Below are 14,825 nucleotides of genomic sequence, written 5' to 3' on the forward strand. Positions count from 1 at the left end.
GGGGGTTGACCCGGCCGGGAAATGCGGACAATGGAAAGACCGTTCGCCGACCTTTCCGCATCATCCTCCACCGGCACCCAGTCTCAAGGAATTGGCTTTCATGTCGCAGACCGCCTCCAGCCACGATGTCCTCACCACCGATGTCGTCATCGTCGGCGCCGGCCCCGTCGGGCTGTTCGCCATGTTCGAATGCGGCATGCTGAAGATGCGCTGCCATGTGGTGGACGCGCTGGACATGGTCGGCGGCCAGTGCACGGCGCTCTACCCGGAAAAGCCGATCTACGACATCCCGGCCCATCCCTCCATCGAGGCGGCCGACCTGATCGACCGGCTGGCGGAGCAGGCCGCTCCCTTCTCGCCCACCTATCACCTGGGCCAGCAGGTGGAGAAGCTGACCCGCCAGGACAGCGGGCGCTGGCTGGTGGAGACCAGCATCGGCACCAAGATCGACACCCAGGCGGTGATCATCGCCGCCGGCAGCGGCGCCTTCGGCCCCAACCGCCCGCCCCTCGACGGGCTGGAGGCCTTTGAGGGCAAGTCGGTCTTCTACATGGTGCGCCGCCGCCAGGACTTCGCCGGCAAGAAGGTGGTGATCGCCGGCGGCGGCGACAGCGCGGTCGACTGGGCCATCTCCCTGGCCGACGTGGCGGAGCGCGTCTATGTCGTCCACCGCCGTCCGAAGTTCCGCGCCGCGCCGGAAAGCGTCGCCCGCATGGAAGCCCTGGTGCGCGAGGGGCGGATCGAAATGGTGGTGCCCTATCAGCTCTCCGGCCTGGACGGCGAGAACGGCCAGCTGACCGCCGTGCGCGTCGCCACGCTCGACGGCGAGGAAAAGGCGCTGCCGGCCGATGCGCTGCTCGCCTTCTTCGGCCTGTCGATGAATCTCGGCCCCATCGCCGACTGGGGCCTGGATCTGGAGCGCAGCCACATCGCAGTGTCCCAGCCCGGCTGCGCCACCAACGTTCCGGGCGTCTTCGCCATCGGCGACATCGCGACATATCCGGGCAAGCTGAAGCTGATCCTCTGCGGCTTCGCCGAAGCAGCGCAGGCCGCCCACGCCATCCGCCCGCTGGTCTATCCCGGCGAGGCGCTGCACTTCGAATACTCGACCTCGAAGGGTGTGCCCGGCGCGGCGTGAGTTAAGGGGGCCTCGGGAGAGGGCGGTATTACTCCCCCTTCACCCCGTTCACCGGGGCCCGCACCGGCATGATGCAGCGGACATGGGCGTTGCGGTAGACCCCGGCGGCGGCGGTCTCGTCCAGTTCCAGCCGGCCGCCGTGCAGCTCAACCACGTTGCGGGCCAGCGACACGCCCAGCGCCGCCGCACCCTGCGGGTCGGCGTCGGGCGCCGCGGCGCCGCTGACCGACAGGGTGATGCTGCCGTTCAGCCGCTCGCCGCCCAAGCGGATGCGGCGGTCGGGCGGCGGGTGGCGGATGGCGCCCACCACCAGGGTGAACAGCGCCTGCTTCAGCCGCTTGCCGTCGCCCTCCATCTCGCCCAGCGCCTCCGGCGCCACCACCTCCAGCCGCAGCCCCTCGCGCCGTGCCCAGTCGCGGGTCAGGCCGGCCACCGACTCGAGCAGGTCGGGCAGGTTGACCGCGCCGCGGTCCAGCGTGGTGACGCCGGCCCCCAGGCTGGTCAGGTCGACCACGTCGTCGATCAGTTCCAGCAGGCGCTGGCCGGCGGTCAGCATGCTGCGCACATACTCCATCTGGCGGTCGTTCAGCTCGCCGAAATACTGGTTCGCCAGCATCTCGGCGAAGCCGATGATGCCGTTCAGCGGTGTGCGCAGATGGTGGGAGACGTTGGCGATGAACTCGCTCTTCAACTGGTCGGCGGCCTCCAGCGCGGCGTTGGAGGCGCGCAGCGCCGTCTCCAGCCGGGCGCCGTCGGTGACGTCGAGATAGCTGTTCAGCACCGCGCCGTCGGGCAGCGGCAGGGTGGAGAACTCCACCACCGACCCGTCGCTGCGCTCCACCCGGCCGGAGCGGACGCTGCGTTCCAGCGTGGCGCCGATCAGCTCCTCCTTCACCGCCTCCCAGGTGGCGGCCTCGCCCGGCCTGTCGGGCCCCCTGTCGGCTCCCTTGTCAATTGACGGCATCTCCAGCAGCGGGCGCATGCGCTCGATGACGTCGGCGATGTGCGGTTCGCCGTGCAGGTCGCCGTCGGCCAGATCCCAGATGCGGGCGAAGGCCGGGTTGGACAGCTTCAGCCGGCCGTCGCCGCCGAACACGGCGATGCCCTCCGCCAGATTGTCCAGCGTCTCCTGCTGCACCGCCATCAGCGTGTTGTAGGAGGATTCCAGCGCCAGCGTGTTGGTCACGTCCTCCAGGATGGTGATCAGCCCGCCCTGCGGGTGCGGCGCGGCCAGATGGCGCAGCGTCGTGCCGTCGGGCAGGTGGAGCATCTCCTCCACCGGCTCCACCAGATGGGTGTAGCGGGTCAGCCGCTCGCGCTTGAAGGTCTGGTAGTCGGCATATTCCGGCAGGCGGCGGCGGGCGCGCAGCTCCTCCAGCAGTTCGGCGTTGGTCGGCTCGGTGCGCAGCCAAGCCTCGTCCAGCTCCCACAGCCGGGCATAGGCCTGGTTGAAGAAGGTCAGGCGGGTGTCGGGGCCGAAGATGGCGATGGCGGTGCCCAAGCGCTCCAGCACCTCGGCATGGGCGGTCAGGTGGCGGTCCAGCTCGCCGCGCAGCTCCTCCAGCGGGGTCAGGTCGAGGGCATAGCCGACCACCAGCGTGCCGCCGCCGTCGGTCAGCGGCAGCGGCGCCTCCGTCACCTCCAGCAGGCGACGTTCGGTGCCGATCACCACCGGGGCGCGGTCGGACTGGGCGAAGCCGCCGCCGCGCGCCCGTTCGGCCAGCGCGCGGCCGGCGGCGGTCAGCTCACGCCCCTCCGCCACCACCGTGTCGGGGTCGCCGTCGACGGCGCGGGCATAGGCGCGGTTGCACCAGGACAGCCGCAGCGAGCGGTCGCGCATCCACACCGGGACAGGCAGCGCATCGGCCATCGCCTGCAGCTCGGCAAGGCGGGAGCGCGCGGCTCCGGTCGCCTGCTCCTGACGCCGTGTGGCGTCGTTGGCGGCGTCGCGGGCGACGGTCACATCCTCGATCCAGACCACGTCGCAATGGGTATCGCCGGCTTGGCCGCGACGGCCGGTCAGCACCAGCCGCCGCCCATCGGACGCCGCCGCCTCGCAGCGGAAGGGCTCGCCGTCCCGGCGCAGGCGGGAGAGTGCGGGGGCCAATTCCGGCGCCGTCAGGCAAACGGTCAGGTCGTCGGCATTGCAGATGCCCAGAAGGGTCGCCGCCTCGTCCGATAACGCGCTGTCGCCCTGGTCGGTCCAGGCGCACCAGGGATGCGGCGCGGCGGCCAGCATGGCCCGCCATCGGTCACGGTCTGCGGCAGCGTGATCGGCTTGGCGCCGGGTTTCCTTGTTCCAAAAGAAGCCAGCGAGACCGACCACGCTTTTCACCCCCGGGACCGCCGGGCTTGTCGCTGGCCCGGCCGAATCTGTCGAAATGAATCAAGAAGCGCAGAGTAGTTCAGCCCTCTCCCACCGACAAGCGAACAGCCGTCCGCTTTGCGCCTTTTCGAGATTTCCTTCCCGCCCAGGTAGTTTTCGCTCCGGCACGTCCGGTTACGCCATGGTCTCTTCCGGGCTGGGCACCGTCTCTTTCGTGTGGCGCAGGTCGTGAATCGCCTTTTCGACCTTCGGGAAGGCGGCGGCCATCGCGCGGGCGTGCCGCTCCACATCGGAGGCGCGCTCCTCGACGATGGCGCGTTCCAGTGCGGTGCAGGCGGCGGCCAGCGCCCGCGCGCCCGCCGTCCGCGCCGCGCCCGCCGCCGAATGGGCGGCGGCCCGCGCCTCCTCCATCTCCCCGGCGTCCAGGGTCTGCCGCACCCGCTCCAGCGTGGGGCGCGTCGTCTCGATGAAGAAGTCCATCATGTCGAGCGTGCCGGCATCCAGGCTGCTTCCTTCCGTGCAACCAAAGGTCTCGCGCACATGGTCGAGGTCGAGCACCGGCAGCGCCTCTTCCGCCTCCGGCGCCGGCTGCGGCTCCGGCGTCCGCAGCTCCGGGACCATGCGGGGGGCGAGCCAGCGGGCGAGCACGCGCGCAAGCTGCGCCAGCGTCACCGGTTTGGCGAGGTAATCGTCCATGCCGGCGGCAAGGCAGCGTTCCATCTCGCCGGACAGGGCGTTGGCGGTCATGGCGACGATGGGGGTGTGCCGCTGCCCCCCTTCCCGCTGCCCGTCTTCCCGCTGCCCCCCTTCCCGCTGCCCCCCTTCCCGCTGCCCCCCTTCCCGCTGGCCGTCCTCTTCCGCCCGGATTCGGCGGGCCAGTTCATAGCCGTCCATCACCGGCATGTGGCAGTCGGTGATGACCAGCCGGTGCCGTCCACGCCGCCACGCCGCCAGCGCCTGCTCGCCGTCGGCCGTCAGCTCCGCCGCATAGCCGAGCCGGCGCAGCTGGCGCAGCACGACCTGCTGGTTGGTCGGGTGGTCTTCCGCCACCAGGATCGGACCCGGATCGGCGGGAACCGGCGATGGTAGACAGGGCGGCGGACATGACGGCAGGCAGGGGGCCTCCACGGCGGGGCCGGCGGCATCGGGCGCGCAGCGGCCGGTCAGGATCGCGGCGGCGCGGATCAGGGCGGTGCGGTGGACCGGCTGCACCAGTCCCGCCATCTGGCCCGAAACCGCGTGGGGAGAGGCGACCGCCATGCCGCCGCCCGTCCTGCCGTCGCCCAGCAGAAGCCGCGGCAGGCCGGGACAGCGGGCGCCGGCCAGCGGCTCCAGCCGCCCGGCCAGCGCCGTGGTGGTGACCAGAAGCCCGAATCCTCCGCGTCCCAGCTTCGATGCGGCGTCGGCCATCATCGCGGCGGTCGTCACGGTCGCGCCGCCCTGTTCCAGGTAGCGGGCCAGCACCGCGCGCTGCACCTCGTCCTCGTCGACCACCAGAACGGACAGGCCGTCCAGCGGCGCCGGAGCGGGTGACAAGGCGGGCGCCGGCGCCGCGCGCGGCAGCTCCACCGTGAACCAGAAGGTCGATCCGCGGCCGGGCGCCGAGGAGACGCCGATCCGCCCGCCCATCCGCTCGACCAGCCGGGTGCAGATCGCCAGACCCAGCCCGGTGCCGCCGAAGCGCCGCGTGGTGGAGCTGTCGGCCTGGCTGAAGGGCTGGAACAGCCGAGCCTGCCCCTCCGGCCCGATGCCGATGCCGCTGTCCTCCACCGCCACATGCAGGCGGACATGGTCCGGGCCCCCTGGATGGGTTCGGGCCGGGTCGGAAGGGTCGGAAGGGTCGGGATCGTCGGCGTGGACGCGCAGCACCACCCGGCCGCGGTCGGTGAACTTGATGGCGTTGCCGGTCAGGTTGAACAGGATCTGGCGCAGCCGGCCGGAATCGCCGCGCAGCCGATCCGGCACCGAGCGGTCGATGTCGCAGATCAGCGCCAGCCCCTTCTGGTGGGCCTGCGGCGCCAGCAGGTCGGCGACCCCCTCCACCAGCTCCGCCGGGCGCAGGTCGAGGTCCTCCAGCTCCAGCTTCCCGGCCTCGATCTTCGACAGGTCCAGGATGTCGTCGATGATCCGCAGCAGCGCCGCCCCGCTGTCCCGCATTGTGGAGACCAGCGTGCGCTGCTCCTCGTCCAGCGGGGTCAGCGCCATCAGCTCCAGCATGCCCAGCACGCCGTTCATCGGCGTGCGGATCTCGTGGCTCATCGTCGCCAGGAATTCCGCCTTCGACCGGGCGGCGATCTCCGCCTGCTCCTTGGCGGCGCGCAGCGCCTCCTCCGCCTGCTTGCGCGCGGTGATGTCGTAGCTCCAGGCCAGCACCGCCGGCTCGCCCTCGAAGCTGGTGCGCTGGAGCGTCTTCAGCGCCCAGACCCGGCTGCCGTCGGGACGGACCACCGCCGCCTCCGCATCGCGCACCAGCACGCCGCCGCTCTCCGGCTCCCGGCTGCCCTGGCCGATTAACCCGGCGGGCAGGACCGGCGCGTGGCGGCTGCCGACGAACTCCTCCAGCGGCCGGCCGGCCAGTTCGGCGGCGCGGGCGTTGGCGAAGGCGACGGTGCCGTCGGCGCGGCGGATGGAGACGCCGACCGGGCTCTGCTCCAGGATGGTGCGCAGCCGGCGCTCGCCCTCGGCCAGCGCGCTTTCGCGGGCGCGGATGGCGGTGACGAAATAGGCCAGCGCGCGGGCCATCTCGCCGATCTCGTCCCTGCTTCCGGCCTCGTTTTCGGCCCGGCTGCCGGCCCGGCTGCCGGCCGGGGTGACGGCGGGCAGGTCCAGGTCGGGCAACGAAACCGACATCCCTGCCGGCTCGGCCGTCTCCACCGCCTGCATGGCGCTGCGCAGCCGGCGCAGCCGCGCCACCACGTTGCGGTGGATGTAGGCGAATATGGCGGCGGCCCCCAGGATCGACAGCACCGCCATGGCGATCACCGCCCGTTTGCCGTCGCGGATCACCCGCTCGAACTCGTCGGAACGGCGGGCGACGTCCTGCTCCACCGCCAGGAAATAGTCGGACACGATGCCGACCAGCTGGTCGGAAACCGCCTGGTTGCGCGCCGTCGACCGCTTGATCGCCCGTTGCAGCGACAGCTCCGCCTCGCGCAGAGCGAACAGGGGGGATGGACCGAAGGCCTGCTCCGCCACCTCGCGCTGCAGCGGCTCCAGCCGCGCCGCCCGGTCGGCCGGCAGCAGGGCCAGCGCCTCGGCCGCCCGGTCCAGCGCGGCGCGGCTGTCGGCCCGGAGGCGGTCTAGCTGGCCGTCGCCGTTGCTGTCGCGCTGGCTGTCGCCCTCTGCCCGCAGCGCCGCCAGCAGCGTGGTCGCCGCCCCGGTCAGTTCACGGCGCCAGCGTTCCAGCGCCGCGCGGCCGCGGTCCGCCGCCTCCGCATCCGGCAGGCCGGCCCGTAGTTCCATCGGCCATGATGCGTCGGCCTCCTGCGTGCCGGCCGCCGCCAGCCGGGCGGTCAGGGCGGCCAGCGCCTGGGCGCGGGCCCCGGTCTCGGCGCTCAGGGACAACTGCTGCCGGACCTGGGCGTTCAGGGTCAGCAGCGTGCCGACCAGCTCGTTCTTGCGGCGGTCCAGTTCGGCCAGATCCGCGCGGCCGTTCCCGGCCCGGTCGGTATGGCGCATGGTGACGGCCCCGGGGCCGCCCCCGGTGCTGCCAAGAGCGATCAGCCGAGCCGTCAGCTCCTCCAGCCTTGCCAGCTGCCCGTCCATCCGCGCCATCACCGCATCGCGCGCGTCCTGGTCGGGGGCGGCGACCAGGGCCGGGACGATGGCGGCTACGGCGCCGCTCTGCTGCACCAGCTGGGCGGCGGCGACCAGCCCCGGCACCTTGGCGGTGGCGATCTGCTCGTAGCCCTGGTGGAAGCGCGAGAACAGCGAAACGGCGACGACGCTGGTCGCCGCGGCCAGCCCGCCGATGACCGTCAACCCCGCCAGGATGCGGAACGCCACGCTCCGCCGGGGACCCCACATGCCCACCCCCTCGCCCGCTGCCGTTCCTTATGCCTGTCGGCCCACGGATCATGCCATAGAAAGCGGGGTGGGGGAGCGGGAAGTCAGGCCACGCCGGTGGAGCCGAAGCCGCCTGCGCCGCGTGCGGTTTCGTCCAGCGAGTCGACCTCGACCAGCACCGCCTGCGGCGCCTCGGCGATCACCGCCTGGGCGATGCGGTCGCCGCGGGCGATGGTGAAGGGCTCCTCGCCGAGATTGATCAGGCAGACGCCGACCGGGCCGCGGTAATCGCAATCGACGGTGCCCGGCGTGTTCAGCACCGTGACGCCATTCTTCACCGCCAGCCCGGAGCGCGGCCGGATCTGCATCTCCCACCCCGCCGGCAGCCCGACGGCGAAGCCGGTCGGCACCAGCACCCGCTTGCCGGGATCGAGCACGAGGGGAGCATCGGCCGGCACCGCGGCGCGCAGGTCGAACCCGGCCGCTCCGTCGGTGGCGTAGGAAGGCAGCGGCAGGTCGTCGTTGCCGGGCAGGCGGAGGAAGGCGACGGTGGGGGGCATGGGTGGGTCCTGTGGTGTTGACGTTCAGGCTTACGATTGCCCCCACCTAACCTCCCCCGCTGGGCGGGGGAGGGACTGCCGCCGCTCTTCTGCATCAGCATCAATCCCCTCCCCCGCCCAGCGGGGGAGGGTTAGGGTGGGGGCACCGCAGAGTGGGGGCTCAAAGTAGACGCTACTTCCCCGCGAAAAACGCCGCCACCGCCTCGGCCAGCCGGGTGGCGACGGCGTCCTTGGGCATGGTCGGCCAGCTTTCCACCCCGTCGGCGCGGATCAGGTGGACGGTGTTGTCGCTGCCGCCGAAGGTGCCGGTGCCGGGGGAGACGTCGTTGGCGACGATCCAGTCGCAGCCCTTGCGGGCGCGCTTGGCGGTGGCATAGGCCAGCACGTCGCCGGTCTCCGCCGCGAAGCCGACCACCAGCGCCGGGCGGCGCTCGCCCGGCTGCGACAGGGTGGCGAGGATGTCGGGATTCTCGGTCAGGGCCAGAGCCGGGGGGCCGCCGCCGTCCTTCTTCAGCTTGCGGTCGGACGCACCATCGACGCGCCAGTCCGCCACTGCGGCGGCGCAGACCGCGATGTCGGCCGGCAGCGCCGCCTCGCACGCCGCCAGCATCTCCCGCGCCGTCTCGATATGAGTGACGCGGCAGCCGGCGGGGTCGGGCAGCCGGGTCGGGCCGCTGACCAGCGTCACCTCGGCCCCCAGCGCCGCCAGCGCCGCGGCGATGGCGTGCCCCTGCTTGCCCGACGAGCGGTTGGCGATGTAGCGCACCGGGTCGATCGGCTCGTGCGTCGGGCCGCTGGTGACGATGGCGCGGCGGCCGGCCAGCGGCCCCTGGAGACGGTTCGCCTCCGCCGCGAAGAAGCCGGCGATGGCGTCGACGATCTCCATCGGCTCGGCCATGCGGCCGGGGCCGTATTCGTTGCAGGCCATCACCCCGTCGTTAGGGCCGACGCGCAGCACGCCGCGGCTTTCCAGCAGTGCCATGTTGGCCTGGGTCGCGGCATGCTGCCACATGCGCACATTCATCGCCGGGGCGACCATCACCGGCTTGTCGGTGGCCAGCAGAACGGTGGCGGCGAGATCGTCGGCCATGCCGGCGGCCATGCGCGCCAGCAGGTTGGCGGTGGCCGGCGCCACCACCAGCAGGTCGGCCTCGCGCGACAGGCGGATGTGGCCCATCTCCGACTCGTCGGTCAGCGACCACAGGTCGCGGTAGACGGTATCCTCGGTCAGTGCCTGTACCGACAACGGGGTGACGAAGCGGGCGCCGGCCTCGGTCAGCACCGCGCGCACCGTCACGCCGCGTTCGCGCAGGCGGCGGATCAGTTCCAGGCTCTTGTAGGCGGCGATGCCGCCGGCGATGACCAGCAGCACGCGCTTGCCGGCCAGAATGGCGTGATCGGCCATGGCGAACCCCCTCTTCCCGCCGCCCGTTTTCAGGCGCCCGTTTCCCGATGTCTCCTGCCCGCTGCTGATAGTTCATCGCGCCGCCTCCGGCAAGCGGCGGCGCCGCGACACACTCTGTCCGGTGGCGATTTCGATGTGTTCGTGCTGTCGGCCATGCGCGTAACGGTGGGATTTTCAGAATTATCTGTTAGACAATAGGGGCTGTTCCGTCCCCACCCTTCGCGTGTCACCCACAGCATGCCGCCAGGTTCCATTCCCGTCCTGCTGATCGAAGACACGCCGTCGCTGGCCCGTGTCTATGCGGAATACCTGAAAAAGGAATCCCACACCGTCATCTCGGTGGAGACGGGGGCCGACGCGCTGGCTCAGCTGAACGGCGGCGCGCCGATGGTCGTGCTGCTGGATCTGCAACTGCCGGACATGAACGGGATGGAGGTGCTGAAGCGCATCGACGCCCAGGCGCTGCCCTGCGCCGTCATCGTCATCACCGCCCACGGCTCGGTGAAGGCGGCGGTGGAGGCGATGCGCTACGGCGCCTATGATTTCCTGGTGAAGCCCTTCTCCGCCGACCGGCTGGTGGTGACGGTCCGCAACGCGATGGAGCGGCTGCGGCTGGCCCAACTGGTCGACACCTTCGAGAAGGACCTGAACCGCGCCCGCTACCACGGCTTCATCGGCTCGTCGCTGGCGATGCAGGCGGTCTACCGCATCGTCGACAGCGCCGCCTCCTCGCGCGCCACCGTCTTCATCACCGGCGAATCCGGCACCGGCAAGGAGGTCTGCGCCGAGGCGATCCACCGCCAGAGCCAGCGCGCGGCGCGCCCCTTCATCGCCATCAACTGCGGCGCCATCCCGAAGGATCTCATGGAAAGCGAGATCTTCGGCCATGTGAAGGGCAGCTTCACCGGGGCGGTGTCCGACCGCGAGGGCGCGGCGGCCCGCGCCGACGGCGGCACCCTGTTCCTGGACGAGATCTGCGAGCTGGCGCCCGACCTGCAGACCAAGCTGCTGCGCTTCATCCAGACCGGCACCTTCACCCCCGTCGGCGGGTCGAAGCTGGAGAAGGTCGACCTGCGCATCGTCTGCGCCACCAACCGCGATCCCCTGCGCGAGGTGGAGGAGGGGCGGTTCCGCGAGGACCTGTACTATCGCCTGCACGTCATTCCCATCCACCTGCCGCCGCTGCGCGAGCGCGAGGACGACGTGCTGGAGATCGCCCGCCATTATCTGGCGGAGTTCGCGAAGGAGGAGAAGAAGGGCTTCACCCGCTTCTCGCCCGAGGCGGAGCATGCCCTGCGCCACTACCACTGGCCGGGCAACGTCCGCCAATTGCAGAACGTCGTGCGCATCGTCGCGGTGCTGCATGACGGCGACACGGTGACGCCGGAGATGCTGCCGCCGCCGCTCGGCACGCCGCAGCCGTTGCCGGTCCATGCCGCCGCCGCCGTCGCGCCGGCCGGCGCTCTTTCGGCCCCGCGCCCGCATATCCCGCCCTCCCCGGACTCGATCAAGCCGCTGTGGGAGGTGGAGAAGGACGCCATCGAGGACGCCATCGCCGCCTGCGACGGCAACATCCCGCGCGCCGCCGCCCTGCTGCAGATCAGCGCCTCGACGATCTACCGCAAGCGTCTGGCCTGGCAGGCGGAAGGGAAAATCTAAGCCTTTATTTCAGAAAGGATTTCTTGTCGGCTCTCACGGCGCTGCAAGAAACGGGCTAATACCCTTCGACAAAGCGTTGCCGCCTTGGTCGTAATTCCACTCCCAAGTCGATCATCGTTTGTCCTATGCCGTGAGATGGAATTGCCCGCAACCACAGCATGCGGCTAGCCTCCCCGCACAATGTCTTGGTTCCGCTTGCCCGGCAGGCCTCACGGCGCGGCCGATGCCGGCGATCCCGGACCCATGTGCTTTGCAAAGACCCGCTTCGCAGTGACTAGGGGGAGGCCCATGACAAACGGCACCGTCAAATGGTTCAACACCACCAAGGGATACGGCTTCATCGCGCCGGAGGCCGGTTCGAAGGACGTGTTCGTTCACATCACCGCGGTCCAGCGCTCGGGCCTGCATGCCCTGTCGGAAGGCCAGCGCGTCCAGTTCGAGGTCGCCCGCGGCACCAACGGCAAGGATTCCGCGGTGAACATCAGCGTCGTCGAGTGACCCGCCCGACCTGAGTCAGACCGGATATCCGGCGGCGCGGTAGGCCGCGATGGCGTCCCCGGCCAGTTGGGGAATCTCGCCGCGCAGCCTCTCCACCGCGTCCGCCGCCCCGTCTCCCGACTCTTCTCCCCTTGCCCCCTTCGGTTCCGCAACGGATGCCCGGCACGCCATCTCCAGCGCGCGGGCGGCGCTGCACAGGGCACGGGCGCCGAAGGTCCCGGCGGTGCTTTTCAGCGTATGCGCCTCGCGCGTCAGAACGGCGCGGTCGGTCTCCCCGGCGATGCGCGCCACCCGTTCCCGCGTCTCCTCCACGAACTGCCGCAGCACGTCGGCCAGCAGTTCCGCCTCCAGATCCTGGGCCAGCTGCGCCAGCACCTCGCGGTCCAGCACCTCGCCCGCCGCCGCCGGCACCGCCGGAGCGCAGGGGCCGAAGCCGGCCGACAGTCCCGGCGCCGACGACGCCCGCAGCCACTTCTCCACCGTTTCCAGCAGCACCGCCCGGTCCACCGGCTTGGCGACATGGTCGTTCATGCCGGCGTCCTGGCAGCGGACACGGTCGGCCTCGTCGGTGTCGGCGGTCATGGCGACCACCGGCACCCGGCCGGCCGGCCCCGGCAGGTCGCGCAGCAGCCGGGTGGCGGTCAGGCCGTCCATTTCCGGCATCGACAGGTCCATGAGGATCAGGTCATAGCCGCCGGCCTGCGCCGCCATCACCGCCTCCAGCCCGTTGTTCGCGGTCTCGGCGCGGTGGCCGGCCTGGGCCAGGATGGCGGTGACCAGCATCTGGTTCAGCGGACTGTCCTCCACCACCAGAATCCGGCAGGGGACCGGCTGAACATCCGTGGGGAGAAGCGACGGCGGCGTCCGCTCGGTCATCGGAAGGAGGCTCCACAAGAAAGGAGGGGCCAGTGTAAGGGCGCGGCCTTGCCGCTGCAAAGCCCCGCTCCATCTATGCGGACTGTATGCATGGGGGGCCGATTTCGTGGAGACCGGCCGTCCGGCGCTTCAAATCGGCGCGTCCCGCCGGTATGGTGTCGCGCTTGGCCGGCGTCCGGACCGGATGTGCCGCCCGACCGACAGCAGCTTCCCTTCGACTTCAGGCAGTGCCGCAGACGATGACCAAACTGAACACCTACCGCTCCGGTCCCGACGAGCGCGGGCATTTCGGAATCTTTGGCGGCCGCTTCGTCGCCGAGACGCTGATGCCCCTGATCCTGGAGGTCGAGAAGGCCTATCGCGAGGCGCGGGCCGATCCCGCCTTCGAAGGCGAGATGCGCCAGCAGCTGAAGCAGTATGTCGGCCGGCCCAACCCGCTCTATTACGCCGAGCGTCTGACCGAACAGCTGGGCGGCGCCAAGATCTACTTCAAGCGCGAGGAGCTGAACCACACCGGCGCGCACAAGATCAACAACTGCATCGGCCAGATCCTGCTGGCCCGGCGGATGGGCAAGACCCGCATCATCGCCGAGACGGGCGCCGGCCAGCATGGCGTGGCGACCGCGACGGTCTGCGCGCTCTACAACATGCCCTGCGTCATCTACATGGGCGAGACCGACATCGCCCGCCAGCAGCCCAACGTCTTCCGCATGAAGCTGCTGGGCGCCGAGGTCCGCCCGGTGACCTCGGGCAGCGGCACGCTGAAGGACGCGATGAACGAGGCGCTGCGCGACTGGGTCACCAACGTCGCCGACACCTTCTACATCATCGGCACCGCCGCCGGCCCGCACCCCTATCCCGCCATGGTCCGCGACTTCCAGTCGGTGATCGGCGACGAGGTGCGGACCCAGATGCAGGAGCTGGAAGGCCGCCTGCCCGACAGCCTGGTCGCCTGCGTCGGCGGCGGGTCGAACGCCATCGGCCTGTTCCATCCCTTCCTCGACGATCCGTCGGTGCAGATGGTCGGCGTCGAGGCCGCCGGCCGCGGCATCGAGAAGGGGCCGCTCGACCATGCCGCCTCGATCAACGGCGGGCGTCCGGGCGTGCTGCACGGCAACCGCACCTATCTGCTGCAGGACGAGGACGGCCAGATCCTGGAAGGCCACTCGATCTCCGCCGGTCTCGACTATCCCGGCATCGGGCCGGAGCACAGCTGGCTGCACGACGTCGGCCGCGTCGAATACGCCTACGCCACCGACCAGGAGGCGCTGGACGCCTTCCAGCTCTGCGCCCGCACGGAGGGCATCATCCCGGCGCTGGAATCCGCCCACGGCCTTGCCGAGGTGATCAAGCGCGCACCGAAACTGCCCAAGGACCACCTGATGGTGCTGTGCCTGTCGGGCCGCGGCGACAAGGACATCTTCTCCGTCGCCAAGCATCTGGGAGTGGAACTGTGAGTGCCGACATTTTGGCCGATGGCCGCATCGCCCGCCGTTTTGCCGCGCTGAAGGCGGAGGGACGCGCCGGTCTGGTCACCTTCATCACCGCCGGCGACCCCGATCCCGCCGTGTCGCAGGCGGTGCTGAACGGCCTGCCGGCCGCCGGCGCCGACCTGATCGAGCTGGGCATGCCCTTCACCGATCCGATGGCCGACGGCCCGGCGATCCAGGCCTCCTCGCTGCGCGCGCTGAAGGCCGGGATGACGGTGCGCAAGACGCTGGAGATGGTGCGCGGCTTCCGCAAGCTGGACGCCGACACCCCGATCATCCTGATGGGCTATTTCAACCCGATCCATGCCTATGGGGTGGAGCCCTTCCTGGCGGCCGCGCGCGAGGCCGGGGTGGACGGCCTGATCGTCGTCGACCTGCCGCCGGAAGAGGACGAGGAGCTGTGCATCCCGGCGCTGAAGGCCGGCGTCAGCTTCGTCCGCCTGACGACGCCGACCACCGACGAGGCGCGCATGCCGGCCGTGATGCGCAACACCTCCGGTTTCGTCTATTACGTGTCGATCGCCGGAATCACCGGCACCGCCAGCGCGTCGAACACCGCCATCGACGCGGCGGTCGCCCGGCTGAAGCGCCACACCGACCTGCCGGTCGCCGTCGGCTTCGGCATCAAGACGCCGGATCAGGCCGCCGAGGTCGCCCGCGTCGCCGACGCCGCCGTGGTCGGCTCCGCCATCGTGACCCGTCTGGCCGACGGGCTGGACGCGTCCGGTGGTGTCAAGCCGGGGACGGTCGAGGATGTGCTGGGCTTCGTCGGCGAACTGGCCAAGGGCGTGCGCGCGGCGCGGGGCTGAGGGACGGACGGTTTACAACGGCGGCAAACCGCTTTACGACACCTGCAACACGATCGCTC

The 14,825-nt window shown here is 70.8% G+C and carries 10 protein-coding genes; 5 read left to right on the forward strand and 5 right to left on the reverse strand.

All coding sequences use genetic code 11. The features are described 5' to 3' along the window. The first annotated feature begins 100 nt into the window (after positions 1–100). Entirely contained in the window at positions 101–1,138 is a 1,038-nt protein-coding gene (locus B9N97_RS13505; protein WP_085087221.1) for an NAD(P)/FAD-dependent oxidoreductase, read from the forward strand. 28 nt (positions 1,139–1,166) lie between these two features. Here B9N97_RS13505 and B9N97_RS13510 read toward each other — a convergent pair whose 3' ends face one another. From B9N97_RS13510 to coaBC, 4 genes are all read right to left on the reverse strand, one after another. Next, entirely contained in the window at positions 1,167–3,377 is a 2,211-nt protein-coding gene (locus B9N97_RS13510) for a PAS domain-containing sensor histidine kinase (protein ID WP_244560708.1), read from the reverse strand. 261 nt (positions 3,378–3,638) lie between these two features. Further along, on the reverse strand, positions 3,639–7,490 hold the full coding sequence (locus tag B9N97_RS36740) for an ATP-binding protein (protein ID WP_085087225.1): 3,852 nt from the start codon (positions 7,488–7,490) through the stop codon (positions 3,639–3,641). Positions 7,491–7,573: 83 nt separating this feature from the next. Continuing rightward, positions 7,574–8,029 carry a dUTP diphosphatase gene (dut, locus tag B9N97_RS13520; protein ID WP_085087227.1) on the reverse strand — a complete coding sequence of 152 codons (456 nt, stop codon included), beginning with the start codon at positions 8,027–8,029 and terminating at the stop codon, positions 7,574–7,576. A 172-nt stretch (positions 8,030–8,201) separates the two neighbouring features. After that, the gene (gene coaBC, locus B9N97_RS13525; protein ID WP_085087229.1) at positions 8,202–9,434 is read right to left on the reverse strand and encodes a bifunctional phosphopantothenoylcysteine decarboxylase/phosphopantothenate--cysteine ligase CoaBC; all 1,233 of its coding nucleotides are present in this window, start codon (positions 9,432–9,434) and stop codon (positions 8,202–8,204) included. 237 nt (positions 9,435–9,671) lie between these two features. On the opposite strand from coaBC, the gene B9N97_RS13530 reads away from it, so the two are divergent. After that, positions 9,672–11,093: a sigma-54-dependent transcriptional regulator gene (locus B9N97_RS13530; protein ID WP_085087231.1), complete on the forward strand. Its 1,422-nt coding sequence runs from the start codon at positions 9,672–9,674 to the stop codon at positions 11,091–11,093. 288 nt (positions 11,094–11,381) lie between these two features. Continuing rightward, entirely contained in the window at positions 11,382–11,591 is a 210-nt protein-coding gene (locus B9N97_RS13535; RefSeq protein WP_014249082.1) for a cold-shock protein, read from the forward strand. 15 nt (positions 11,592–11,606) lie between these two features. On the opposite strand, the gene B9N97_RS36745 is transcribed toward B9N97_RS13535, so the two are convergent. Next, positions 11,607–12,467, reverse strand: a complete 861-nt coding sequence (locus B9N97_RS36745) for a response regulator (protein WP_085087233.1) — start codon at positions 12,465–12,467, stop codon at positions 11,607–11,609. A 239-nt stretch (positions 12,468–12,706) separates the two neighbouring features. Here B9N97_RS36745 and trpB point away from each other — a divergent pair, with 239 nt between their 5' ends. Next, positions 12,707–13,924 carry a tryptophan synthase subunit beta gene (gene trpB / locus B9N97_RS13545; RefSeq protein ID WP_085090565.1) on the forward strand — a complete coding sequence of 406 codons (1,218 nt, stop codon included), beginning with the start codon at positions 12,707–12,709 and terminating at the stop codon, positions 13,922–13,924. Continuing rightward, entirely contained in the window at positions 13,921–14,766 is an 846-nt protein-coding gene (gene trpA, locus B9N97_RS13550) for a tryptophan synthase subunit alpha (protein ID WP_085087235.1), read from the forward strand. Before trpB ends, trpA begins: the two co-directional genes overlap by 4 nt. Positions 14,767–14,825: the final 59 nt, after the last annotated feature.

This window comes from Azospirillum oryzae (assembly GCF_900177515.1).
Lineage (GTDB): Bacteria > Pseudomonadota > Alphaproteobacteria > Azospirillales > Azospirillaceae > Azospirillum > Azospirillum oryzae_A.

What these genes read in the sequence shown, in the direction of transcription:
- B9N97_RS13505 (WP_085087221.1), top strand. Translation starts at nt 101, where the DNA reads ATGTCGCAGACCGCCTCCAGCCACGATGTCCTCACCACCGATGTCGTC.
- B9N97_RS13510 (WP_244560708.1), bottom strand. Translation starts at nt 3,377, where the DNA reads ATGCTGGCCGCCGCGCCGCATCCCTGGTGCGCCTGGACCGACCAGGGC.
- B9N97_RS36740 (WP_085087225.1), bottom strand. Translation starts at nt 7,490, where the DNA reads ATGTGGGGTCCCCGGCGGAGCGTGGCGTTCCGCATCCTGGCGGGGTTG.
- dut (WP_085087227.1), bottom strand. Translation starts at nt 8,029, where the DNA reads ATGCCCCCCACCGTCGCCTTCCTCCGCCTGCCCGGCAACGACGACCTG.
- coaBC (WP_085087229.1), bottom strand. Translation starts at nt 9,434, where the DNA reads ATGGCCGATCACGCCATTCTGGCCGGCAAGCGCGTGCTGCTGGTCATC.
- B9N97_RS13530 (WP_085087231.1), top strand. Translation starts at nt 9,672, where the DNA reads ATGCCGCCAGGTTCCATTCCCGTCCTGCTGATCGAAGACACGCCGTCG.
- B9N97_RS13535 (WP_014249082.1), top strand. Translation starts at nt 11,382, where the DNA reads ATGACAAACGGCACCGTCAAATGGTTCAACACCACCAAGGGATACGGC.
- B9N97_RS36745 (WP_085087233.1), bottom strand. Translation starts at nt 12,467, where the DNA reads ATGACCGAGCGGACGCCGCCGTCGCTTCTCCCCACGGATGTTCAGCCG.
- trpB (WP_085090565.1), top strand. Translation starts at nt 12,707, where the DNA reads ATGACCAAACTGAACACCTACCGCTCCGGTCCCGACGAGCGCGGGCAT.